The 23,809-nt window shown below is 42.5% G+C and carries 20 protein-coding genes; 11 read left to right on the forward strand and 9 right to left on the reverse strand.

Translation table 11 applies throughout. The annotated features are described in order from the left end of the window. Positions 1-61 precede the first annotated feature (61 nt). Complete coding sequence (locus tag V7K36_RS29855; protein WP_335121285.1) at positions 62-724, forward strand: thioesterase II family protein; 663 nt, start codon at positions 62-64, stop codon at positions 722-724. Between the two features lie 82 nt (positions 725-806). On the opposite strand, the gene V7K36_RS29860 is transcribed toward V7K36_RS29855, so the two are convergent. Both V7K36_RS29860 and V7K36_RS29865 read right to left on the reverse strand, forming a co-directional pair. Beyond that, positions 807-1,214 (reverse strand): ExbD/TolR family protein, encoded by a 408-nt coding sequence (locus V7K36_RS29860; RefSeq protein ID WP_335121264.1) that lies wholly within the window; start codon positions 1,212-1,214, stop codon positions 807-809. After that, positions 1,201-1,869 carry a MotA/TolQ/ExbB proton channel family protein gene (locus V7K36_RS29865; RefSeq protein ID WP_334831474.1) on the reverse strand — a complete coding sequence of 223 codons (669 nt, stop codon included), beginning with the start codon at positions 1,867-1,869 and terminating at the stop codon, positions 1,201-1,203. The genes V7K36_RS29860 and V7K36_RS29865 overlap by 14 nt, the downstream gene beginning before the upstream one ends. A 352-nt stretch (positions 1,870-2,221) precedes the next feature. Here V7K36_RS29865 and V7K36_RS29870 point away from each other — a divergent pair, with 352 nt between their 5' ends. The 3 genes from V7K36_RS29870 (at position 2,222) to V7K36_RS29880 (ending at position 5,457) form a co-directional block, all read left to right on the forward strand. Beyond that, on the forward strand, positions 2,222-3,697 hold the full coding sequence (locus V7K36_RS29870) for a TonB family protein (RefSeq protein ID WP_335121265.1): 1,476 nt from the start codon (positions 2,222-2,224) through the stop codon (positions 3,695-3,697). A gap of 472 nt (positions 3,698-4,169) precedes the next feature. Next, on the forward strand, positions 4,170-4,415 hold the full coding sequence (locus tag V7K36_RS29875; protein WP_335096899.1) for a hypothetical protein: 246 nt from the start codon (positions 4,170-4,172) through the stop codon (positions 4,413-4,415). Between the two features lie 10 nt (positions 4,416-4,425). Further along, positions 4,426-5,457 (forward strand): hypothetical protein, encoded by a 1,032-nt coding sequence (locus V7K36_RS29880; RefSeq protein WP_335121266.1) that lies wholly within the window; start codon positions 4,426-4,428, stop codon positions 5,455-5,457. Positions 5,458-5,595: 138 nt separating this feature from the next. Here V7K36_RS29880 and ilvA read toward each other — a convergent pair whose 3' ends face one another. After that, positions 5,596-7,107, reverse strand: a complete 1,512-nt coding sequence (gene ilvA / locus V7K36_RS29885) for a threonine ammonia-lyase, biosynthetic (protein ID WP_335121286.1) — start codon at positions 7,105-7,107, stop codon at positions 5,596-5,598. Positions 7,108-7,502: 395 nt separating this feature from the next. Between ilvA and V7K36_RS29890 the strand changes: the two genes are divergently transcribed. Both V7K36_RS29890 and V7K36_RS29900 read left to right on the forward strand, forming a co-directional pair. Further along, the gene (locus V7K36_RS29890) at positions 7,503-7,820 is read left to right on the forward strand and encodes an RNA recognition motif domain-containing protein (protein ID WP_335121267.1); all 318 of its coding nucleotides are present in this window, start codon (positions 7,503-7,505) and stop codon (positions 7,818-7,820) included. A 225-nt stretch (positions 7,821-8,045) separates the two neighbouring features. After that, positions 8,046-8,549, forward strand: coding sequence for a hypothetical protein (locus V7K36_RS29900; protein ID WP_335121268.1), 504 nt, complete (start codon positions 8,046-8,048; stop codon positions 8,547-8,549). A gap of 344 nt (positions 8,550-8,893) precedes the next feature. Here the strand turns inward: V7K36_RS29900 and V7K36_RS29905 are convergent, their stop codons facing one another. Beyond that, the gene (locus V7K36_RS29905; RefSeq protein ID WP_335121269.1) at positions 8,894-9,589 is read right to left on the reverse strand and encodes a pentapeptide repeat-containing protein; all 696 of its coding nucleotides are present in this window, start codon (positions 9,587-9,589) and stop codon (positions 8,894-8,896) included. A 593-nt stretch (positions 9,590-10,182) separates the two neighbouring features. Further along, positions 10,183-10,365: a hypothetical protein gene (locus V7K36_RS29910; protein WP_335096894.1), complete on the reverse strand. Its 183-nt coding sequence runs from the start codon at positions 10,363-10,365 to the stop codon at positions 10,183-10,185. Positions 10,366-11,125: 760 nt separating this feature from the next. Here V7K36_RS29910 and hisD point away from each other — a divergent pair. Next, on the forward strand, positions 11,126-12,412 hold the full coding sequence (hisD, locus tag V7K36_RS29915) for a histidinol dehydrogenase (protein ID WP_335121270.1): 1,287 nt from the start codon (positions 11,126-11,128) through the stop codon (positions 12,410-12,412). A gap of 437 nt (positions 12,413-12,849) precedes the next feature. Here the strand turns inward: hisD and V7K36_RS29920 are convergent, their stop codons facing one another. The 3 genes from V7K36_RS29920 to V7K36_RS29930 all read right to left on the reverse strand — a co-directional run bounded on the left by V7K36_RS29920 (position 12,850) and on the right by V7K36_RS29930 (position 16,634). Next, positions 12,850-14,526: an alpha-keto acid decarboxylase family protein gene (locus V7K36_RS29920; protein WP_335121271.1), complete on the reverse strand. Its 1,677-nt coding sequence runs from the start codon at positions 14,524-14,526 to the stop codon at positions 12,850-12,852. A 153-nt stretch (positions 14,527-14,679) separates the two neighbouring features. Beyond that, entirely contained in the window at positions 14,680-15,816 is a 1,137-nt protein-coding gene (locus V7K36_RS29925; protein ID WP_335121272.1) for a cytochrome P450, read from the reverse strand. Between the two features lie 254 nt (positions 15,817-16,070). Continuing rightward, entirely contained in the window at positions 16,071-16,634 is a 564-nt protein-coding gene (locus V7K36_RS29930) for a TetR/AcrR family transcriptional regulator (protein ID WP_335121273.1), read from the reverse strand. Between the two features lie 836 nt (positions 16,635-17,470). Between V7K36_RS29930 and V7K36_RS29935 the strand changes: the two genes are divergently transcribed. Further along, a complete protein-coding gene (locus V7K36_RS29935; RefSeq protein WP_335121274.1) occupies positions 17,471-18,682 on the forward strand; it encodes a type I restriction endonuclease in 1,212 nt (403 codons plus the stop codon). A gap of 102 nt (positions 18,683-18,784) precedes the next feature. Here V7K36_RS29935 and acsF read toward each other — a convergent pair whose 3' ends face one another. Further along, positions 18,785-19,861 carry a magnesium-protoporphyrin IX monomethyl ester (oxidative) cyclase gene (acsF, locus tag V7K36_RS29940; RefSeq protein ID WP_335121275.1) on the reverse strand — a complete coding sequence of 359 codons (1,077 nt, stop codon included), beginning with the start codon at positions 19,859-19,861 and terminating at the stop codon, positions 18,785-18,787. 651 nt (positions 19,862-20,512) lie between these two features. Here acsF and V7K36_RS29945 point away from each other — a divergent pair. From V7K36_RS29945 to V7K36_RS29955, 3 genes are all read left to right on the forward strand, one after another. Further along, on the forward strand, positions 20,513-22,216 hold the full coding sequence (locus tag V7K36_RS29945; protein ID WP_335121276.1) for a C2 family cysteine protease: 1,704 nt from the start codon (positions 20,513-20,515) through the stop codon (positions 22,214-22,216). A 93-nt stretch (positions 22,217-22,309) separates the two neighbouring features. After that, positions 22,310-22,819 (forward strand): hypothetical protein, encoded by a 510-nt coding sequence (locus V7K36_RS29950; protein ID WP_335121277.1) that lies wholly within the window; start codon positions 22,310-22,312, stop codon positions 22,817-22,819. Positions 22,820-23,201: 382 nt separating this feature from the next. Next, positions 23,202-23,699: a TM2 domain-containing protein gene (locus V7K36_RS29955; RefSeq protein WP_334940236.1), complete on the forward strand. Its 498-nt coding sequence runs from the start codon at positions 23,202-23,204 to the stop codon at positions 23,697-23,699. Positions 23,700-23,809: the final 110 nt, after the last annotated feature.

Below are 23,809 nucleotides of genomic sequence, written 5' to 3' on the forward strand. Positions count from 1 at the left end.
CTGATTCCTTGATATGCTCTGCGAAACTGGTTTTAACCTGATTATTTATTCTCCCACTAATATGGTCTGTTTATTTACGCCGTACTGTACTAGTAATGTCGAAGTCTGTGCTGTGGAATATCCGGGACGGGGAAGACAGATTCAATCAGCACCCTTGACGCGATTAGAACCTCTTGTTGAAGCGATCGCTCCAGTTATCATCCCATATTTAGACAAACCATTCGCCTTCTTCGGTCACAGTATGGGCGGATTAGTTAGCTTCGAGTTGACCCGTTTACTTCACTCTCAGTATAGTCTTGCTCCCTTTTACCTCTTCATATCTGCTCGTCGCGCCCCGCAAATTCCGTTGACAAAAGCACCCCTACACGTCTTATCAGACCCTGATTTGCAGGGCGAGGTACACAGTCTTAACGGTACACCCAAAGCAGTACTAGAAAGCCCGGAACTGATGCAGATGTTCCTCCCGATTTTGCGGGCAGATTTTGCCGTTCTGGAAACTTATATTTACACTCAAAAACAGCCACTGAAGTGTCCTATTACTGTTTTTGGTGGTTTACAAGACCAAGAAGTTAGTCATGAGGATCTGCAAGCATGGCGAGAGCAGACGATCGCTACTTTCTCATTAAAAATGTTTGACGGCGACCACTTTTTTATCCATTTACACCAAAATTCACTACTTAAACTTATATCTCAACAATTACAGATGTGTAACCATAGTTGGTAGTAGTCATTAGAGAAGAAAAAGTTAGGAGTCAGAATATAGAATTTTCCTGACTCTCTGAACTTCTTATGCACAATATTTCTATTTATTGTCTTTGGGTAGCGATCGCTAACCTTGCTCCCTTCACCTGACGTACTTGATCCATTATTCCCACTATCTCACCGTGCAAGACTTTTTGATCAGCATTAATAATCACCAATGCATCTGGGTTAGAACCAACTAAAGTCCGCACTCGCGCTGCTAAATCATTAACTGCTATTGGATCGCGGTTTAGGCTTATCTGACCTTTTTCATCTACCGTGATGGTAACTTTAGTGGGAATTTGCTGTTCTTTCGCCGTGGCTGCCTTCGGTAGATTTACTGGCAACCCTTCTGAGCGTGTTAAAAACAGCGTTGACATGATGAAAAATGTTAAAAGGGCAAACATTACATCAATCAGAGGTACTACATTTATAAATGGTGCTAAATCTGGTTCATTATCATCTAGATCCATAGGTCTTCTCCTGTTTTCCGTAGTGCTCAAGTTGTTCATAGCGATCGAGGAACAGTATTTCTAGCTGTCCGCCGTACTCTTGAATCATTGTTATCTGCCGTTGGTATAGTCCCCGGAAGATGCTGGCTCCTAAAAGCACAAAGATAGCCACAATCAATCCTGAGGCGGTAGCAACTAAAGCTTCACTAATACCAGCAGTAACTACACCAGTTTTAGTAGCTCCGACATCACCAACATTCAGTCCAGCAAATGAGCGAATTAATCCTAAAATTGTGCCGAGAAGTCCCAACAGAGGCGCTAAACCGATAATGGTGTCAAATACAGGTTGAAACCGCTTGAGTATAGGGATTTCTGCTTGCGCCTCGCTTTTCAAAGCCAAACGAAATTTTTCTGGAGTCGGTCTTTCTAGCTGTAGTCCAGCCAGAAAAATACGTGCTATAGGTAAATCTACATTTTTTTGCAGCTTATCCACAGCACCAACGACATTATCAACTCGATAAAGATTTAAAACATCTCGCACCACCCGGTTTTGACGCTTACCAATCTGTAGCCAAAACTTTGCCCGCTCAATCATTAGTGCCCCTGCCAACACCGAAAACGCCAGCAGAGGTAACATAACCACACCGCCTGCTACAAACAAATTCTGAATTCCCATGTAGTGCCTCTAAACGTTATCAACAATACAAAATCAGACTACCAGAATCAAGCTAAAAAATGAAACTTTTTCTCAATAGAGTTTAAGATATAATGATAAATTTTTCAAATATGAATATCATTATTTTTGTTTAATCTTTTTTTATTTTACATAAATTAATTTAATTAATTGATAACACAAAAATTCATTTTATCTAGAAATCTTCATAATCAATAGTATCTTTAAAAGATACTATTGATTATTTAAGTATTTTGTTCGGTAACACTGCCCGAAATAATTTTAATTTTTTACTTGATATTTGCAACTATACATTCTAAGATAACTAGGTTAGTGAGAATAGGTAGCAATAGCTATGAGCTTTTCCGGCACTACTGTCGAGCAACGTTCCAAAGAAGTTGAGGCTCTCAAGTCTTTTCTGACTTATAGTCTAATAGGTTCACTGGCGCTGCATATCGGCGTACTGTCCTCAGGCATAGGTAATTATTTGACGATAGTGCCCACGAGAGAAGAAGAACCAATAGAGGTGGCGATCATAGATTCTCCGGCTGCGGAACCAGAAAAACCACTTGAAAAAATTCCAGAAGAACCCAAAAAATCACCAGAAATTGTTCAAAAACAGTCTAGAGAAACTCCACCAGTACAAAAACCAGTACAAGAATTAATTGAAAGACCAAAAATTCAGCCAGTTCAACAACAACCAAAACAAACTACTCAAATTCAGCCAGTTCAACAACAACCAAAACAAACTACTCAAAACCCACAACCAACAAATAGGGAAATTGCTCCCAAGCCAGAAGTCCCTGTGAAAACTGTTCCACCTGTGAGCGGCGGTGGCGGTGGTGGCGGTGGTAGTCCAGTCCTGACAGATAACTCTGGTAGCTCTGGCTCTGGCGTTGCTTTAAGTACAGGTTCAGGTTCAGGTACAGGTTCAGGAATTGGTTCAGGAATTGGCAGTGGTAGAGGTACAGGGATTGGCTCAGGAATTGGCAGTGGTAGAGGTACAGGGATTGGCTCAGGAATTGGCAGTGGTATAGGCAATGGAGTAGGAAACCGTCCGACAGTAGCAACAGCGCCAATAGTGCCAACACCTCCACAAATTAACAGTTCAGGTAATGTTAATGGTCGTGCAGCCTGCCGCGAATGTAATGCCAAGTATCCTGATGCAGCAAGACGGCGAGGAGTCGAAGGCAGAGTCGAAGTAGCTGTCGATACTGATGCACAAGGCAATGTGACAAATGTGCGGATTGCTCACTCCAGTGGAAACCGCGACTTAGATGAAGAAACTGCCAGACAAGCGCGTGAGTGGAAATTAAAACCCGCAGAAGGAGGCAGACAAGGAGTATCTATAGCAACTGAATTTGCCATAAAAGGTTCACGGCGATCGCGCGAAGTTCAAGAACGGCAAGCACAAAGACAAGCAGAAGAAAGAACCCAGCAGGCAGCAGCAGCTGCTGCTAACTCCACACAAGAACATCCAGGACGTAGACGCAGAGATTTGACACCCTCATCTAATGAAGCTACAGCCACAAGACCAGCAGAATCTCGATCGAGTCAACGGCTGCAACCTCAAAGACGAGAAATTATTACCTCAGGCTCATCATCTGAAGCGAGGATAACTCGCCCTCAAGGAAGTGCAAGAGAGTCCCTACGGCGTATCCAGCGTGAACGAGGTGGTAACAATTCATCACAAAAGCCACAAGCAAGCACAAATCCGCGGCAGGGAGGAGAAAACACCAGCCAGAACAAGTTGCGGGACTCTTTGCGCGGTTTACGCCAACAACGTCAATCGAAACCTGCTGCACCGCCTGCTACTCCCAGTCAGCAGTAAAGCGACAAAACTTACTCGAATCATACTTTAGATTAGCGATCGCACACCGCCTTCTGTTTTCAGGAGGCGGTTGTTCTTTATACAGGGATGGCTTCATTAAGCATCACCCCTCTTCCTGATGGTAGAGGGGTTAAGAGTGCAGTAATTTTATGATAGGCAATTAGACACACTAGCGATCGCGCCTTTTGCCAATCAGTGGAAGTGAATAATTCCGTACTTACCCATCCCCAATTTCTCTGAGCGGGGCGATGAAAATCGCCTGCGACTAAAAGTAGTGTTTGCTCATCACTAATTATATGCTGAGAGGATAGTCAATGGCTAACTCTCAAGTCGCTCATCTGGACTTTATGCTAGGCGTCAAATTCACTGATTTGAATAAAACTTCTACATAAACACACACTGATGCAGTTTGATTTGCTTGAATAGCTATATTGATAGGACATTGATCCGACGGCAATTCATAATTCTGATTATGGCAAGTAAATCCATTGATGTTAGAGAATATACTGTCAGGGCGCACAAAAGACAGATTCATAGTCGTATTTTCCAGTTTGTCTGTAAAGAGTGTAACAATCTGACAAAGCGCGAAACTTTCGGACCTCGACCCTTATATTGTGAGACATGTCGCCCTCCCCAACCGCCTAAGAAATCCCAAACAACAACTCACAAAGCAAAACCCAGAGCAATGTCTTACAAAAGTGATGTCGATTTAAATTGATTGAACCCTTATGACTCAAAATGGACAATTAGAACCACCTCCGGGCACCTTTGTCTCACCACTGTTGGAATTACGAGACTATTATGCTTGCCTTACAGAAGAGTATGAACGCCTCTTTGTGCAGGCGCGAAAGCAGCTGGATCATGTAGAAGCGTTGTTGTCTAACTGGTCTTTTTCTGATGCCAACAAACAGATATCAAGACTGACGGTGGCTGATGAAACCTCAAATCTTTCCCAAGAAGGCTTTCTGCGGTTTTTATCACCTCTTGATGATATTGACAAAATCAACGTGATGAAGTCTGTACAGTCAGAACGAAAAGACTTAAATCAGGTTGAGATAGATAATTCTTTTTCTGCTGCTGTTGATACAAAAGAGAGTCAACTTCTAACGACATCGCCAGATCCAAAGGTACCTACGGATAACAACGATAATTCAACGAAGGTGGCGGAAATCCCCATGCTACCTCAATATCAGCACGCCCTCTCGCGCATGGAAGCCATAAAACAGCTATTGCAAGAGCAAAGAGGCACTGTCTGTCATATTGATTTTATCGTGCGATCGCTTTATGGAGAGTTAGATTCCAATCTATTCAAAGTAGTTAAAGGTAGGGTTCAATCTTCCCTCACCCAAGGCAGAGAAAGGAATTACTGGGTAACTATTCCCGATGAACCAGGTTGTTATACTCTGGATTTAAGTTTGGTAGTCCCAAGTAATGGCAATAATGCTTATCAAAGCATCAAAAACAAAAAGAAGAAACCTTTCGTACCCCTGACAAAAACAGTACCAATGCTCAAAGACTTTGAGGGTCTATTCTTAATTGATGCCCTCACCTCTCTGTTAGAACAAAATCCAGGTAAAGTTTTCAGCGTCGCTGAAGTCATCGCCGGAATTTATGGAGAAATAGATTCTCAGCAAGTTAGAGAGATCAAAAATAAGGTGCTGAATGAATTATCTAGAGGCTATCGGACAGGCAGATTCTCTAGGGTTCCTAACCAAATCGGCTTCTATACTTGGGACTCCAATCTGATATTGAAGCGCTAAATTGGCATTGGGCAATTCAATTTTGGATTTTGGATTTGAAATTTTGGATTAAATTTCAATCTAAAATCCAAAATCTAAAATCTAAAATTCTTGCTCCCCCTGCTTCCCCTGCTCCCCTGCCTCTTCCTCAGTCCCCACCTATCCCAAAAACAACTTGTATGCCGGATTCTTGTTTTCATCCCAATAGCGATAGCCCAGGTGATCGAGAAAAGCTTGCCACTCTTTCATCTCGTGGGGAGGAACCTGGATACCGACAACGATTCGCCCGTAGTCTGCGCCGTTATTGCGGTAATGAAAAAGACTGATATTCCAGGCGGGATTCATGGAAGTAACAAACTTCATCAATGCGCCGGGACGTTCGGGAAACTCAAAACGGTAGAGCAATTCATTGTGAGCCAGGGGAGAGTGCCCACCCACCATGTGTCGCAAATGTAATTTAGTTAGTTCGTCGTCCGTTAAATCAAGTGTTTCAAATCCTTGAGCTTCAAAGGTTTCTACCATCTTTGCAGCATCGGCACGATTTTGAATTTGTACTCCTACAAAAATATGGGCTGTTTTTTCATCGGCAATCCGATAATTAAACTCGGTAAGATTACGGTTGCCAATACATTCACAAAATTGGCGAATACTTCCCCGTTCTTCAGGAATTGTGACTGCAAAGATCGCTTCGCGGCGTTCGCCGAACTCTGCTCGTTCTGCCACAAAGCGGAGGCGATCAAAATTCATGTTTGCACCGCAGGCGACAGCAATTAAGGTTTGTCCGTCGATTTGTTCCCGTTCTACGTAGGCTTTGGCAGCTGCGATCGCTAATGCACCGGCTGGTTCTAGAATGGATCGCGTATCTTCAAACACGTCTTTAATCGCAGCACAAGTAGCGTCTGTATCCACCAGAATGATTTCATCTACATACTGCTGACATAAACGGAAGGTTTCTTCACCTACTTCCCGCACTGCTACACCATCAGCAAATAACCCCACTTGGGACAAGCGCACCCGATGTCCGGCTTTCAGCGATTGAGACATCGCATCAGCATCTACTGGTTCAACGCCAATAATCTTGATTTCGGGACGCAACCGTTTCACATAAGCTCCAATTCCAGAAATTAATCCACCCCCTCCAATTGCAATAAAAATCGCATGGATGGGTTGCTGATATTGCCGTAAAATTTCCATCCCGATTGTTCCCTGTCCAGCAATCACATGAGGATCATCAAAGGGATGAATAAAAGTCAATCCTTTTTCTACTTCTAATTCACGGGCATAACTATAAGCATCGTCGTAGGTGTTTCCATATAACACGACTGCTCCGCCTCTCATTCTCACCGCGTCTACCTTGACTTGGGGTGTGGTTATTGGCATGACGATAATCGCTTTAGTTCCTAAGCGTTGGGCTGCAAGGGCGACTCCCTGAGCATGGTTCCCCGCAGACGCTGCGATTACACCCTTTGCCAATATCTGTAAAGGCAGTTGCACCATCTTGTTGTAAGCACCCCGCAGTTTAAAGGAAAATACTGACTGCATATCCTCACGTTTCAGCAGGAGTTGATTATTCAGCCGCGCAGACAAATTTGGGGCATACTCCAATGGTGTTTCCTGGGCAACATCATACACACGGGCAGTCAGGATTTGGATCAGGTAGTCGCAAAACATGGGCGTCAAGGTGTTAGCAAATCTGGATGGAAATTAATTTTACGTTACAAGCGATCGCACTGGTTTTATTTAATTGCACTCTCTCGAATTTTTGAGTGAATAAAACTTAAAAATTACTAATACTATCTGAAGAGAAAATATCCAGTAATTGAATTTTTTGGTGACTTCAAATTTAATGCGATCGCTAGTAGATTGATTTTAAACGAGTTTTGCCAACTGTTCGAGTATTTCGATCAATAGATAAGTATAGTGTTGCTGATAAATATAACTTCTAAATTTATGTTAAGGTAGGTATGAAAGATTGAATTCGGCTGTGTAGTTTGTTTTTATATATACTTGTATTACAGACCTCTCCGGATGTAAATCTCTACACCCCCTGATTCTGGAGACATTCTATGTCAATTTACGTTGGTAATCTATCTTATGAGGTTAAAGAAGATGACCTCCGGCACGTCTTTGCAGAATACGGAACTGTCAAAAATGTTCAATTGCCTATCGACCGAGAAACAGATCGGTTGAGAGGTTTCGGCTTTGTAGAAATGGAATCAGATGCTCAAGAAGCAGCAGCAATTGAGGCCCTTAATAATGCTGAGTGGATGGGTCGGAGCTTAAAAGTTAATAAAGCAAAGCCGAAGATAGACGGAAGTTCCTCTGGTGGTAGACGAGGAAACTATAGTGGTAGTGGTGGTGGTGACTCCTCTCGCCGCTATTAACTTTAAGGTCTTGAGGGCAGACAAGGAGTCTGCCTTTTTTTGTTTTTCTAGATATCAGAAAGTATCGTGACTTTGAAACGCCCCTGCAAAAGTGCAAACGCAAAGCAATTGCCAAGCACAAACAGCGTCAGAGAAGTTTCCGCAATTGATTATAAGTCTCTCTTATGAAGCCATAGGTTAGCGTAGCTTACCCTAGGTATCGTTTTTATAACAGGTGTAGCAACCATGAACCCAGAAGTAAAACATATTGTTAGCGAACTAAGACATCAGTTCTACTCTAACTTTGCTGCTGCTATGAATATGCCGGTGATCATAACTGGTACATCTTATAGTAGTAATTCACCGATCGCATCTTGGATGGATCATAGGCAAAGACTAAACTATGTAAATGTATACGCTTATACAGCACCTGATGAATTTGTCCCATTTCGCCCGTTCATTCTTCGACTGGCTATAAACAAAAGTGCTGGTAGAGTCACAATGTTAAGAAAAGGACAAGTCTGCCGAGGTCTTAATTTGCTGTGGGACTTTGAGTTAACTGTACTACCAAAAGAAATCTTAGACTTTCTTCCCTGGATAGTTAACTTAGTTGAGGCTCATGACAAAGGTTCGCCTTTATTGCTACAATCACCACCTCATTCATTTGAATTCAAAGCGCCAGAGGTTGGGTTCTTTAATAACGCCTGGACTCAGAAAGCTTGGCTCCTTGCAAATCCGACAATATTCTAATGGTTGCTGCTTAAGCTGCTTTTAGCAACCGACTAAAAATCAATTTTGGATTTTAGATCTTAAATTTTAGATTTTAGATTGAAAAGAGCAATCAAGTCAGGGGCAAGTCATTTAATTTTATATTTTGGATAATAGAATTATTCTCGCGTTTAAATTCTGGGGCTTCATATCATTTCAGGAAAACCTTGATACACATAGATTTCTCGTAGGGGCATAGCATTGCCATGCCCTTACCAACGTATTTGTATCATTATTAAAGTGAAATTGTATCAGACCTTTTTAAATTTACGATGTTTGAATCTTCAATTCCATTTTCCAAAATTTAAACATCGTAAATTCGGTGATCATTGGAGAGCAAAAGCCAAGTCACTTTCAATTATCTTGGCACCTGTTAGATTAGCCCCACTCAAATTGCACAAGTGAAAATTTCCCCCTCTTAGGTCTGCTAATGTTAAATTAGCTCCTGTTAAATCTGCATCAGTAAGGTTAACTTCACTTAAATTAGCACTACTTAGGTTAGCCCCCCTCATATCAGCTAGTTGCAGGTCTGCCTTGGTTAAGTTTGCCCTCATTAGGTATGCCTTACTCAGGTCAGTTCCACTTAAATTAGCTTCACTTAGGTCTGCTGCTGTTAAATCAGCTTTACTTAGATTGGCTTGACTTAAGTCTGCCCAACTCAACTTTGCATAACTTAGGTTAATTTCACTGAGTTTCGCTGACGCAAGTACTGCACACCTCAAATTAGCATTAATAAAATTTCTTTCTCCCATTGCATAACGGCGTAAAATTTCATCAGTTGCTACTCTGTCTAAAACAGCTTTTGATGCGCCTTGATAACACCATGTAGCTTCTAATAGTTTGGTAGCAGTGTCAACAGCTACCTCATCACATTTAGCCATTATCACACCATTGCAGCCATCCCACTGACCGTTAAGCATAATAGCAATCTCACTAGCGGCAGCAATTGAGTCAAATAATAAAATAGATTCTTTGTGCCGTTTTAACCAGCTATTCCAACCAATCGAGATAATATTTTTCATTTCTATAAGTTTTGGCGCATTAAGTGATAATTACGGCTCTAACTTCAAGATATTAATAAACTCTGCTTACTCTACCTCTGCCTTCAATTATTTATTCAAGTAGGACTTAGGCAATAAGTCTCTGAAACTCTTATCTCTTATTCCTTTGTGTCCTTTGCGGTAGCCTGCGGTAAGCCGCTTTGCGTCTATGTTTTTTGATTATTGTGCGTAAGTCCTGTCAAGGTTAGTTCCACCAACCACCAGTACAAAAGACTGGGCTTCGTTTTTCAAGACTACCTCTTTTGTACCCCAGTTAATAACAGAGCGCTGCACAAACACCTACAACATTGATGCAGCCCATTTACAGCGCGCATTGAAGAAGGCAGAAGGCAGTTGTTGCTGAGAGCAGAAGCGAGTATTCAGACGGGGATTCAGACTCCACCTGAATACACGCCACTGAACAGGAGTTCAGTGGGGGCTTGATACCCTTACTCCCTTTAGTCGTGAGCAGAGGGCGAAGCCATTCCTTCTGCCTCCTGCCTTCTGCCCTCTGCCTTTCTTGGTTACAAAGGAGTTACAATCGGGTTAAGTACAAAGTTTGCAAGAAGTAATTTCTAAGCAGCTGAGTCTGAGCGTTCTATTTGCTGCCTAATGGTATCAATAGAAGCATTAATGCCAGCAAGCTTGGACTCTAAATCATCTCGCATCCAAATCAAGAATTTTAATTTCCGCTCTAAGCTAGCTTTGTGCGAAATGGGTTCGCTTCCATAACAGGCATTACCCCAAAAAGGAAACATAGTTTACCTCTGTATTTAGCTTTTGTAACAGCGCAATATATTGCACTACTACACTACATTATGACTAATCACAATCAGATTGGTGTGTGTGACAACCGACCTAAATTGTACGTGCTTAACGAACTTTGCTAAAAGTTATCTATTGAACTGGCAGAGTTTCCCATACTGCCATCAACTCTTTCCATTCCTCTTTTAAGAAAAAGTTGAAGTGAAGGCGGCACTTCAATTAAAGACAGAAAGATTCTGCCAATTTGGCATTACAAGCCTCTGAATTACCGTTTAACAGTAAGCAAAAAGACATATTGCTTTCTCAAAATGCTTGATTGCTTCCTCATTCCGGTAGATTTAGCAAGCAAAAAGACATATTGTTTTCTCATTTCTGTATATCGCGCATTCATGACAACGATCGCTATGTAACAAAAACCATTGCAGAATTGCCGGAATTTTCTCAAGCGGATCAATACAGATATTTCTTAAAGTAAGCAGGCTGACCAGTATTTTTTATAATTTTAGGACTTACGCACAAGTGACGAAAAAATCAAACCACAGAGGCACAGAGAAGCCAGTGCGTTGCATATTTTCCCACGGCAGTCGCTCATGGGGGAAACCCCCAAGACTGCGCTGCCTCCCCGTTGTAGCAACTGGGGCGACAAGGAGGAATGAGAATTTGAGAAATATTTTGCGTAAGTTCTGAATTTTTTCAAGCCGTCGAACTCATGTTAAACTAATTAGCGATCTCACCGCTTGCAAGATACTGTCTATGCAGCTACTTAAAACTACCGACAAAGATTTTTCTAGTAGATTCAAAACCCTTGTCAGCGATCGCCGGGAAGCTACAGTTGATGTTAGTGGGACAGTACGCGAGATTCTAGCTGATGTCAAAGTGCGTGGTGATGCCGCAGTCAAGGACTATACTAGCCGCTTTGATCGCTACAATCCCCAGTCTTTGCATCTAAGCGAAACCTTTATTGCCCAACAAGCAGCACAATGTCCTGCTGATGTCAAGGCGGCGCTGGAATTTGCTGCTGAGAGGATTGTGGCTTTCCATGAAAAACAACTACCGCAGGATATTGGTTACACCGATAAAGCCGGCGTAAAACTGGGATTAAATTGGATATCGCTGTCTCAAGTGGGAATTTATGTACCTGGAGGACGTGCCAGCTATCCTAGTTCTTTACTGATGAACGCCCTACCAGCCAAAATTGTCGGCGTGGAACGAATCGTTATGACAGTACCGATGCCTGGCGGTGAGATTAATTCCGCCGTACTCGCAGCTGCCCAAGTTGCTGGTGTCACGGAAATTTACGGCATTGGTGGGGCGCAAGCGATCGCAGCATTAGCCTATGGTACAGAAAGCATTGCCCCTGTAGATAAAATTGTCGGCCCTGGTAATGCTTATGTTGCTGAAGCTAAACGTCAAGTATTTGGCACTGTTGGCATTGACAGCATCGCCGGTCCTTCAGAAATTCTGGTGGTAGCCGACAGCCAAAATAACCCAGACTGGATTGCCTGGGATTTGCTATCGCAAGCAGAACACGATCCTAGCGCCCAGTCAATTTTGATTACTGATTCGGAAATTTTTGCTCAACAAGTGATAGCGGCGGTTGAGCAAATTCTCGCCAACCTGCCCACCAAAGAAGTCGCCAATGCCAGTTGGCAAAATTATGCAGCCGTGATTATTGTCAGCGATTTAACAGAAAGTATACCACTGCTAAATCAACTAGCTCCAGAACATGTGGAATTGTGCACAGACAACCCACAATTGTTTGCCAATCAAATTAAGTGTGCTGGTAGCGTGTTTCTAGGACGTTATACCCCAGAAGCAGTTGGCGATTACATAGGAGGGCCCAACCATGTACTGCCTACTGCACGTTCTGCCCGATTTGCCTCTGGCTTGAGTGTCTACGACTTTCTCAAACGGATTACTTATTTGGAATGCAATCAACAAGCATTACAGACAATAGGCAAAGCAGCCGTGACGTTAGCAGAAGCAGAAGGTTTACCTGCCCATGCAGGTAGTATATCTGTGCGTCTAAATAACTTTTAGAGAGCTAAATTTAGAGTTGCTGCTAACTGCCTAGACCTAGTAGTACCCCTTATGGTAATTTATTTAAAAAAAAAGTGGCTCTGCAATCAGCAGAACCACTAAAGCTTTCGCAAACCTGTTATAACTTAACGAACTGCCCCTTGAGCAGAAACAGTGTCTCAAAAATGTTGGGTTTCGTTCCTCAAACGCCACTTGCTTCAAGTCGGGAAACCGCAAGGGCGCAGTGGCTCCCCACTGGAGTTTAGACTAAAAGCAGGCGATCGCTAAAAAAGTGTGCGTGGGTGTTTAGTATACATTTTAACTCTAATTTAGACGAAAATAGCTTGAGTGCTCGCACTCAAGCTAAGAAGTAGAAAGGGTGGTGTCACCAACAAACGGGGCGATCGCCCCCGACCATCTTCTTAAAAAGGCTTATAGTATGGTGTAGGCTACAAGTTCTACTTTTGTTCGTGCTGTAGCAGATTTATGGACTCGGCTAACTGGGAAGGAATATCTTTGGGAGCCAGCATCACCTCAATGAACACACATCTTCCCTCAGTCTGAGCCTGTGCCGCCTTGGTGAAAGCCGTCTCTAACTCTTCCTCAGTAGTGACCCTCAGACCCAATGGCTTCTGCATCTGTGCGAAGACCATCGCCAGCTGATGATAGTTCCAGGACTGAAGTTCGTTATAGTGCATCTCCCTGAAACCACCTTCTTGAATCGCGTTCTCAACTTCATAGTGGCTATTATGGAGCAAGAAGATGATGGGGGCTAGTCCCTGGCGTAAGATGGTCGAGAGTTCCTGTGCAGTCATCTGGAAGGCACCATCTCCAAGCACAAGCAGGTGGCGGCGGCTCCGATCTGCCAGGTGCGCCCCAAGGACAGCCGGCAATGTATAGCCAATCGCACTCCATGTCAACTGACTCACGACCTTGGTGCGTGCTGGCATCGGAACCGTCGTAGCCACATTACACGTACCCAGATCGACGATGAGGACATCATCTTCTTGAAGGAAATGACCGAAGCACTGCCACAAGCGATCTTGCTTGATTGGGGTATCCTGTTGTGGCTCAAATGGCACAGAGTTGGTGCGAGCCTGTTGGGAACGAAAGGCGAACTGGCGGTGGGGAACCTGTTCACTTAGCTGCATCAGCACGTCACGCAGGGTCACATTCGGATAGTCAGACGCTCCGATCGCAGCGCTTTTTATCTGGATATCTACAACGTGAGGCAATTGCAAATCGAAGGCGGCACATCCATTATTCGTTTCGTCGTGCTGAATACCCAGGCGCAGCAGCAGATCGGCTGATTCGATCAGTTGATTGACAGCACTACCTTCGATCCCTGCCTGGTACGTCCCAAGATACTGCGGGTGGGTTTCGTCCAGGAAAGCCGACTTGCCTGTAAAGGTTGCCGCGAAAGGAATGCCACTCTTGTTGGCGAAGGACTCAACCAGTTCTGCCAAATGATAAGAACCTACCGGAGAATCAATGAGCATCGCAGGGCGGTGTGCAGCACTTAGCAGTGGCAGCAAGCGCTCCAGGAAGGCCGCGAGTTGCGTTTGATCGCTCACAGGCTCAGACAATGCCAGCTTTTCTGTGGGAGGTTGAGCGGGCAGACCTCCCACATCGTTGGGAAGCTGAATATAAACTGGAAGCTTCTCGGACCAACATGCCTCAAGGACGCGATCGATTTCTTGACAAGCATTCTCCGGTGTGAGGAGTGCCTGAGCTACCGTGAATTCTTTGTAGATTTTGGGAAAGACACTAAAATCCCCGTGCAGGCTGTGGTGTGTAGACAGTCCGTTCTTCAATGCCTGTGTGGTAGGATGACCAGCGATCGCCACCACCGGAACCCCTTCGGCATAGGCACCCCCGACACCGCAAGCGGCACTCAATTCTCCGACTCCACAAGTCACCACAAACGCACCAATACCCTGAATGCGTGCGTAACCATCGGCAGCGTAGGCTCCGTTGAGTTCATTACAGGTACCTACCCACGAGATATCCTCAGTCATCTCAATGCAATCCAGCAAAGGGAAAGCATAATCTCCCGGTACGCCGAAGATGTGACGCAGACCCAATTCCTTGAGACGATCCAACAAATACGAGTTTACTGTGTACTCTGTAGACATGTTCATGTTCCTTTTTTTCTTTCAAAGTTATGTGGTCGATGTGACTCCCAATGCGCCATCAAATTTTGTAGGCGTTTCAACGCCAACGGCACAAACCGGGGGTCGGTCTACTGAAACTATCTCCCCACTTTCAGAGCAGTGCTGATTCGTTTTCTATAACAAAACACTCAAGCTTTCCAGTCCATGTACCCTGCTGTTGGGAATTGGTTTAAGAGACTCTTTTGAGTCAACGCGAAGGTTAGGAAATTCTGAGAGTAAAGCTTTAAGCCCAATCTTGGCCTCTAGTCGAGTTAAAGGTGCGCCCAAACAGAAATGAATTCCATTCCCAAAAGCAAAATGTTTATTCGGTTCTCGATCAATGATGAAGCGATCGGCATTTTCAAAGTGAAGTTCATCTCGATTGGCACCAGCTAGCCAGGGGTGCACCGTTTGCCCTTGAGGAATTGTCTGGTCTCCAATTTGGGTTTCGACTTGCGTGAATCGATTCAGATAAGTGATCGGGGAATAGTAACGCAGAACTTCCTCAATTGCACTCGGTAAGAGAGACAAATTATTTTGTAACCGTTGGTTTTCATCGGGATGCTCATGCAGACACCAAATTGTATTGGTAATTAAGTTAGTTGTAGTCTCATTCCCTGCTGTCAACAGTAGGATGCAAAAATCCACAACTTCCTGTCCGGTCAACTTTTCTCCCTCTTCATAAGCCGCAATTAAATCGCTGATCAGGTCTTGGCCTGGATGGGATTGCCGCTTTTCCAGTAATTGGCGGAAATAGTCAGCCATGTTTTTTATCGCTGTTGGATCGGTAGCTAATACCCCGTCTGACCAGCGCTTGAAGTCTTCCCGCTCATCAAGGGGTACACCGAGAATTTCTCCAATCACGATGATCGGCAAAGGTGAGGAGAAAGCTTGGATTAAATCGACCTGTTTGTGTTGCTTCATTTGATCCAGCAACTCGTGAGTCAGTTCGGTAATCCGAGATGCCATAGCTTCGACTCGATGCGGAGTAAACACCTTTTGTACGATTGCGCGTAGTGACTGATGTTTCGGCGGATCGGTCTGGGGCAAACTCTGAGTAAAATCTTCTCGGCCGAGAGGTTGGGGCGATTTAGATGAAAAGGTTTTCCATTCGCTTAATACTCGTTCCACATCGTCATAGCGAAACACCATCCAAGCTTGTTGCTCTGCGTCATAGAAAGCAGGCGCTTCTTGACGCATTTTAGCCAGCCAGGGATAAGGATTGAGTAGGAATTGTGGATCGGTGGGTCGGAATTGTAAATCGCTAGTCATGATAAATCTCCTTGTGTCAAAAATTGCAGGTCAAACTGAGTCAGATGCTGGCACTATCTGACGTATCATCTACGAGAGAGAAATCTGTTGTGGAATTACCGAATCAGCGGTAAAGCGATGTCTGCCACAAAACGAAGCGTCTACGCACTGAATCCAGATTTCATCAACACAGGTATGACAAAAATCTCTAGACGCAAACATCAAATTAGGAAAGCGTCCAAATTAAGCCTTTTTAAGACCGTCTCAATTAAGAATTACTCTCGTGCTAATTTCAGCAGAGTTTCAATTACCTGCTCGTGCAAAGATTCCTCTGGGACTCCTAAACCAAAGAGGTAGGCGAAGGATAGACCATTGATCGCTAGACGAATCACAGTTGCCATCGCCGGATCGAGTCCACTTGCTTCAATTTGCCGTTGCCAATCAGCAAAGTTTTCTTGCCAGGGCTTAAGTAATTCTGGATTTTCCGCAACCGCTGCTAGTAAAGCGGATTGCATTGGACTAGAGTGAGTATTATGATTTTCAAATGACCGGATATAGGCTCTAAGCCAATGTCCTGGTGTATTCGGTGCATCATCTTGCTCTAATTCATGCTTTACTGATGCTGTCTTTTGATCGATTAGCTGTTGCAACATCCCAGCAATCAAGGCTTCTTTGTTGGGAAAGTGGTAAAGTAATCCACCTTTACTGACACCTGCTTCGCGGGCAACTGCCTCCAACGTCAATGCCTTTGAACCATGAGCTACCATCACTCGCGCCGCTGCTTCTAGCAATGCATTATAGGTGACAGACGTAGATTTTGTTTTTTTGCTAGTAGTCATAGAGCTTGAATGATGGAACTAGATAAATTGTCCGGTGAACACAGTTTATCTGGCAACGAGATTGTTAATATCTTCTCTCATTGCTTCATCTGTGGGGCAGCAAGGCTAGCATTAGATTTATTGGGAAACTTGCTCTCTTTGAAAATCGGTGGGATGTAATCATACAGCGTAAAGTTTCATCCAACAAATCCGTAGCATGTCGAACCTGCGGATTTTGAGACAGCAGCGAATTGCTATAGGAACCCAAAGCAATTTGATGAAAAAAGGGGTTTGCAATGGTAAACATAACATTCTCAATCCAAGATTGATATAGATTGGATTCAAGTATCTACTATTGGTATACCGTCTGGACGGCTCATAAATTAATGGTACCGTCCAGACGGTAAAGTATCAACTAGGTAGTTTGAGATTTTGGTTGACATCCTCCCCAGCCTTTTAAGCTGAGGATTCCTATGTTTGACTCTTTTTGCGTAATGATTAACGCTTTTGGCGCTAACTAAACTGTATTGACTTATGAACAGGTCATGAGTGTTAGAGACTGGTACTTATTTGGGAATACTTTTATAGGAGTGATCAGGAAGGCGATCGCGGTAATACTTTCAATTTAAATCTACTATAGTAATCCGATTTGATTTTTGAAAAAATCTAAGTATATGTAGGGTGTGTTACGGCTTCCGTAACGCACCGAAACCATCGGGTGGTGCGTTAGCCTACGGCATAACACACCCTACGTGTATTTCAAAAATCAAATATGAGTCCTATATATCACCTTGCAATCACTTCTATTTTACAAAAAATATGTATCAAAAATAACTAATTTACCAGGAGTAAGCAAGATGGGATTCACTGAAGATATTATCAAGCTGTCTGAACAAGTGCGTAAGCGATTTGACCAAGTTGTTGGCGAAGAAGCTACTAAGATGGCACTGATTGTTCCTTTTTTGACTGCTCTTGGCTATGATGTCCATGATCCTAGTGAAGTCATGCCGGAATATGTAGCAGACTTTGCTACTAGAAGAGCAGGACAGTTTGAAAAGGTAGATTACGCCTTAGCTATTAACGGTACTAAAGTTATGCTCGTAGAAGCAAAAGCCCGTGGTCAAAAAGCTGAAGCACATGATGGACAATTGAGCAAATATTTTAATGCACTTTTGACAACAAAAGTAGCTATCGTCACTAATGGCGTTGAGTACCGTTTCTTTACAGACTTGCGTGATAAAAATATCATGGACAAGGAGCCATTTTTTACTTTTAACATCCTCGAATATGATACTAAAGATATTGATAACCTAAAATTTTTTCACCGTGATAATTTTGAGGTTACAGCTATTACCAACCATGCTGAGGAAATGGTTTATGTAAAAGGCATGACTCAGCTTCTAGGAAATCTTTTACGTTCTCCTTCTGAAGAATTTGTTCGCTTCTTAGTGGCTGAACTCGGTACAGTTGCTCCTAGTTATGAAATTCAAGGTCGAATTACTGGTAAAGTTATTGATAAATTCAAACCAATTGTTAAAAAGTCGATTCAGGGAAGTTTAGTAGAGTTAATGACTCGCTCACTTAGCCAAGAAATAACTCAGCCTATTGAACTTGAAGTAGAACAAGAGATTGAAGAAGAGGAAAAACAACAAGAATCTCAAGAATCAAAAGTAGTAACAACTGCTGAAGAAATCGCAGCTTTTGAAAAAATTAAAGCAATTACGCAAACTTCAATGAGTTTCAATTTTGAACTTCAATATAAGGATACTGTTTCCTACTTTGGGATCAATCTTGGCAAAAGTACTTGGTGGTTTCTGCGGCTGTATCTATCTTCGCAGAAAAAAAGTTTTATTACTCGGCTAAGTGTAGATGAAGTAAAGTCTCTAGCTTTAAATTTTGAAGTGCAGGAAGTAACAGCTTCTCTAGGGGATACCGCATCAAAAGTAATTATTTCTTCTGTCAGTGATTTTGATAAGCTTACATCACTAATTCTCAGATGTTATGAGGCAGAAGCAGCCAAGCATCAAACATTCACCCTAGATGTAATCAGAATGGAAAAATCAGCTTAACTCAAGGTATTTACTGCAAAACTCTACGCCTACCCAACTTTGACAAAAAAAGTGGCTCTGCAATTAGCAGAACCACTAAAGCTTTCGCAAACCTGTTATAACTTAGCGAACTGCCCCTTGAGCAGAAACAGTATCAATCGGTTTCATCAGGTACAGCCACAATAACTGCCAGCCATTGGAGATGTAAAGCGGCAGTTTTTGGAAGAATTGCAGGAATTTGGGAGTGTTGGAGTTAGCGATCGCACTCAGCTTCTGATTATTGCTTATACAAGTATCCAAGCGCTGATAAAACTCTGGATTCTCCACATCCAGCATGAGCGGGAATACCCTACCTGCATTTTCATTAGTCTTCTGAATAACATGGATGTCGTATTCTCGCGCATCCAGTCCAAGGGTGGCATAAAAATCCTTCCGTTGGATGTCATTAAGATACATTGTCGCAAACACAGATAACAAGAAGAACCGACTCCACAGCCGTGCTTTCCAATCATTCAATATTTGCGGCTGAGATTTCATGATCGCATCAAAGAAATCGCCGTGACGGTTTTCATCTTGACACCAGTTTTCAAAGAATCGGAAGATTGGATAAATCCGGTCTTCGGGATGTGCTTCTAAATGGCGATAAATAGTGATATAACGCCAATAACCAATTTTCTCTGAAAGATAGGTGGCGTAGAAGATGAATTTTGGCTTAAAAAAGGTATAATTGCGGCTCTTAGTCAAAAACCCTAAATCTAGGGACAGATTAAAGTCCGACATAGCTTTGTTTAAAAAGCCAGCGTGACGCGCTTCATCCCGTGACATCAGGTTAAAGCACTCTGCCAAGACGGGGCTTTTGCCTTTCAAGCGACGACCAAGTTCTTTATACAGCAAAAAGCCAGAAAACTCTGCCGTACAGGAACGTTCTAGAAACTCAACGAACAAGCGGCGAGTTTCCCCATCAATATGATCCCAGGATTGTTCAAACTCGGCATCCCGAACAAAGTGATGGCGGTTGTAGTCAGTGCGGAACTCTTCGAGAATGGCTTTTAACTCATCTTCATTGACGGAGATATCCATCCGCGCCATTTCATCAAAATCGGTAGTATAAAACCGAGGTGTTAACAGGGTTTCTTTTGCCGGGACTTTAATTCCTGGCCGGATTTCTTCAAAGCCTGGTTTTTTAAGGGAATCTACCATGTCTTGATTGCTCTTTCGTCTTTATCTTGAATACACCCTTCGCGTTCGGCAGTTCTTCATGGGGGAAAACCCCTTTAAGCGACTGCCTCACCAAAAACCCAAGGGTAATGCTCTGGCAAGGCGCAACAGCCGACAATAATCCATTTGTATAAAGTTTAGTCTACCAAGGTGTGGGTTACAAATTAGAAGCAAAACATTAAGAGTTGCAACAATGATTCAATGTTTGCGAAATCTCAAATCGGACAGGACTTATGCAACTGGCACAATGCGATCGCCCTTTTGTAGTACATAAGTATTGTTTAACCGTTGCGTAAGTCCTGCCAGAGAAAAATTCTAGTAGTGAAGAAGAATAGTTTCTGTACCTGAGGGGGCGCATGTCGCCCCTTTAGAATTTTTTCTTTAACTTACACAGAGTTACGAGGATCATCATGTATTACTTTACCAACTAATTACGTACGTATAAATTTACAATATAAAGTTACGAAATATACTAACTTTACAGTATTTTCTACATTAGCTGAGTAGTATATAGGCATAAGTATTTGACAGCTTAATTTTTCCGAGTCGCAAATATTTAACTTTCAACCTTTGAAATTGCAAAGGCTGTCTGATTCGTTTTGCCAAAATACCTAGCTTTAAATGGAGTAATCTATGTTTTCTACCGAAAATAATCTCATCAATACAGATAGTGTTCTCGGAAATAATCCAAATATCAATTTATCTAGCACCGAGAATAGCTATGGGTTGAATGTAAATCACAATAGCTATCATTCTTCAGGTTTAGGAACTTCCTCCCTGTACCAAGATGACATCAATGGCATCCGAGATATTTCCGGCACAAGTATTAGTTTAGTAATCACACTTTCTTCTGGTGATAGTCAACCAGACTTAATAGTTCAAAATGTCTCTGCACCAAGTACCACAACAGTTGATAGCACCATCCAACTTAACTATCAAATCAAAAACCAAGGTAATGCTAGTGCAGATTCTAGCGACAGCAAGTTCTATCTTTCCAAAGATGCCACTCTCAGCAGTGATGATGTGTTTTTGAAATCTGATTCTGTTACCAAAATTGGTGCTGGTGGTGTTAATTCTGAATCAGTCGCACTCACCATTGCGAATGGCACTGCTGCTGGTAAATATTATCTGCTTTCTCAAGCCGATGGTTATGGTTACGTAGCTGAAAGCAATGAAATCAATAATGTTTTTGCTAATGCTATTACAGTGCAAGGGACTAATGCTAATACAGTGCAAGGGACTAATGCTAATACAGTGCAAGGGACTAATAATGACTGGTATAGTCAAAATCTGAAAGACGCAGGATTGATTAGTTTAACTCGCTCTCTGGCAGCAGACGGGAATTTAAGTAGAAATGATATGATTTCTCTGTTCCATAAAGCTGAAGATCATAGCGTAATTGATGCGACTGAATTGGTTGATCTTCGCACCATTGTTAGTAATTCCAGCCGCTTTACCATGCTAGATAATGTTCGTGTTCTCTCAAACGATGTAGTGAATGGGAATACAGCGAACCAATGGTGGACGGGAGGTAGCACAAGTAAGACAACACTAGGAAACCTTTTTGCTGGTAGTAGTACTGCACAAATGGAAAAATTGATTGGCAAGTGGTTCTTAGGAACCGATCGCCCCACAGCATTCGACAATACCCCATATCAAGCAATCAGTGGGTCTTTATTCCAAAATGGTATTAGTGCAAATGATATTAAGCAAGGTGCTTTGGGAGATTGTTATTATCTGGCTACCCTATCTTCCATAGCTCAGAAAAAGCCTAACGACATCAAAAATATGTTTATTGACAATGGTGATAATACTTTCACCGTTCGTTTCTTTAATAGTGGTGTAGCCAACTACGTCACAGTTGATCGATATTTACCCACTAATGCTGGACAGTTAGTCTACGCTAGTCCAGGTAGTTCCTACAATAATTCTAACAATGAATTATGGGTAGCCTTGGCAGAAAAAGCCTATGCTCAATTGGGTGAGTTAGGTTGGAGTCGTCCTGGTTCTACCACGAATGCTTACCCTTCTATTGAGGGTGGCTGGATGGATTATGTAACTCGTCAAGTAACTGGCTTGGATGCCACTAGCCAACAAGTTAATAACATGACTAAAACTCAGCTAATTGATTTAGTCAGTTCCAACAAAGTATTAACTGCTGGGTTTATTAATGGTGCAAATTACGGCGTAGTTAATGATCATTCCTATAGCGTTACTAGTTACAATGCAGCAAATGGAACATTTAAACTCAGAAATCCTTGGGGACATCAAGACGCTGACGTAACATGGAATCAATTGCTCAATCTCAATGCATATTTTGCTTGGTCAAACACTTAACTCTGATCAAGGGATGATATTTTCTCTAATTTTCGGTGGGGATGACTAGCTTTATCCTTACCGGATTTTCCTCAAGACCATTTTCTAGTAATTATGATGAAAATATCTTTGATAACTTTTATTGCTTTACTGGTTGTAGCGGGGTCAATTAACGCTTGTGCTATTCCTGCCACCCATGCTCAAAGTCAAACTCATTCTGCATCTAAACATAAAACAGCTATGACAAATAACAATAGTTTGATTAAAAAAGTAACTCTGATTGCTAGACAAGAAAATTTACCGCCTTTGGGTATTCCTCATAATCCACAACGGAATATTGGACTTGCTTCTGTCTTTATCCGCTTGGAGAATCCTGAAACTAACAGTGTCACTGTAAAAATTTCTCAAGTTGAAATCCATAATCTCTTAGACGGCAAATTACAAAATTTTCAGTCTCAATACAAAGAAATTGAGTTAAAACCTCTAGAAAATTCTGAGCTTGTTGTGGAATTGACTAACAAAAGCGGCTATACAGGACATGATCGAGTCAAAGCAGTAGTTACCTATCATATAGAAAATCAAAGTAAGACTATAGAATCAGAAGCTGTTGCAGTTAATCTTTAAAATGATTGATTTGGCTAAAACCAGTCAAAATTTTCCCTCCGCCCTCTGACAACGATTTGCATTTATAGCAATTCTCGCTTAAGTCAAATATAAAGGAAATTTGCCTATCTTTACAAGGAGCTGAGAGCAGCTTATCTGGTTAATTGAGATGGTAGCTGGATTTATGCCATGCTGTACTAGGATCTCAGTGATTTTCTGTAGTTTTTGCTACAATACATTTATGGGTCTGATCATAAGTTGATCATCTTAAAATTAACAATCTATGACTGGCACGATTACTTAAAACTTCTAATTACTCTCGCTATCCATGCTGATATCAAACAAAACAGTATGGAAAAACTATCTTAGACAACAAGAGCAAATCCAAAGGGTTGAAAACAAGATGAATCTTGAAAACAATCAGCAGCAGAAAGACCGACTTCTTATCTCTTACATCTTGTGTGCAGTCGGATTTTTCGGCGTAGGAGGGCTGCACCGCTTGTATAATGGCAAGATCGGGACGGGTTTGTTGTGGCTGTGTACTTTTGGTTTATTTTCTGTAGGGCAGATCGTGGATCTGCTTCTCATCCCCAACATAGTTGACGAATACGAACGCAACCTGAGACTAAAAGCAGGTGTATCTCCCCTCGGTGTGCCTTTAAATCAAGCAGTGATTGCCTCTCAAGTCCACCGCCCAACTGGTAACGAACTCATGATTAAACTGATCGAAGCCGCGGAAAGCAAGGGTGGTATTTTAACTGTCACTCAAGGAGTGAAGTTCACCGGAGCCAGCTTTGCTGAAGTCGAAGCTACTCTCAAAGAGATGTACAAATCAGGTTATGTGAAAATAGATAACGACCCCAATACTGGAGCCGTTACCTACCATTTCCATGAACTTTAAGGGGAGTGGGGAGTAGGGAGTGGGGAATCTCACTTCTTTACTCGGAACTCGGAACTCGGAACTGTTTTGCTCCATGCCCAATGACTAATGACTAATGACTAATGACTAAT

The organism is Nostoc sp. (assembly GCF_036919555.1).
Classification (GTDB): domain Bacteria; phylum Cyanobacteriota; class Cyanobacteriia; order Cyanobacteriales; family Nostocaceae; genus Nostoc.

Excerpts from the sequence above, each read along its gene's own strand:
- V7K36_RS29855 (WP_335121285.1), top strand. The coding sequence starts at position 62 with ATGGTCTGTTTATTTACGCCGTACTGTACTAGTAATGTCGAAGTCTGT.
- V7K36_RS29860 (WP_335121264.1), bottom strand. The coding sequence starts at position 1,214 with ATGGATCTAGATGATAATGAACCAGATTTAGCACCATTTATAAATGTA.
- V7K36_RS29865 (WP_334831474.1), bottom strand. The coding sequence starts at position 1,869 with ATGGGAATTCAGAATTTGTTTGTAGCAGGCGGTGTGGTTATGTTACCT.
- V7K36_RS29870 (WP_335121265.1), top strand. The coding sequence starts at position 2,222 with ATGAGCTTTTCCGGCACTACTGTCGAGCAACGTTCCAAAGAAGTTGAG.
- V7K36_RS29875 (WP_335096899.1), top strand. The coding sequence starts at position 4,170 with ATGGCAAGTAAATCCATTGATGTTAGAGAATATACTGTCAGGGCGCAC.
- V7K36_RS29880 (WP_335121266.1), top strand. The coding sequence starts at position 4,426 with ATGACTCAAAATGGACAATTAGAACCACCTCCGGGCACCTTTGTCTCA.
- ilvA (WP_335121286.1), bottom strand. The coding sequence starts at position 7,107 with ATGTTTTGCGACTACCTGATCCAAATCCTGACTGCCCGTGTGTATGAT.
- V7K36_RS29890 (WP_335121267.1), top strand. The coding sequence starts at position 7,503 with ATGTCAATTTACGTTGGTAATCTATCTTATGAGGTTAAAGAAGATGAC.
- V7K36_RS29900 (WP_335121268.1), top strand. The coding sequence starts at position 8,046 with ATGAACCCAGAAGTAAAACATATTGTTAGCGAACTAAGACATCAGTTC.
- V7K36_RS29905 (WP_335121269.1), bottom strand. The coding sequence starts at position 9,589 with ATGAAAAATATTATCTCGATTGGTTGGAATAGCTGGTTAAAACGGCAC.
- V7K36_RS29910 (WP_335096894.1), bottom strand. The coding sequence starts at position 10,365 with ATGTTTCCTTTTTGGGGTAATGCCTGTTATGGAAGCGAACCCATTTCG.
- hisD (WP_335121270.1), top strand. The coding sequence starts at position 11,126 with ATGCAGCTACTTAAAACTACCGACAAAGATTTTTCTAGTAGATTCAAA.
- V7K36_RS29920 (WP_335121271.1), bottom strand. The coding sequence starts at position 14,526 with ATGTCTACAGAGTACACAGTAAACTCGTATTTGTTGGATCGTCTCAAG.
- V7K36_RS29925 (WP_335121272.1), bottom strand. The coding sequence starts at position 15,816 with ATGACTAGCGATTTACAATTCCGACCCACCGATCCACAATTCCTACTC.
- V7K36_RS29930 (WP_335121273.1), bottom strand. The coding sequence starts at position 16,634 with ATGACTACTAGCAAAAAAACAAAATCTACGTCTGTCACCTATAATGCA.
- V7K36_RS29935 (WP_335121274.1), top strand. The coding sequence starts at position 17,471 with ATGGGATTCACTGAAGATATTATCAAGCTGTCTGAACAAGTGCGTAAG.
- acsF (WP_335121275.1), bottom strand. The coding sequence starts at position 19,861 with ATGGTAGATTCCCTTAAAAAACCAGGCTTTGAAGAAATCCGGCCAGGA.
- V7K36_RS29945 (WP_335121276.1), top strand. The coding sequence starts at position 20,513 with ATGTTTTCTACCGAAAATAATCTCATCAATACAGATAGTGTTCTCGGA.
- V7K36_RS29950 (WP_335121277.1), top strand. The coding sequence starts at position 22,310 with ATGATGAAAATATCTTTGATAACTTTTATTGCTTTACTGGTTGTAGCG.
- V7K36_RS29955 (WP_334940236.1), top strand. The coding sequence starts at position 23,202 with ATGAATCTTGAAAACAATCAGCAGCAGAAAGACCGACTTCTTATCTCT.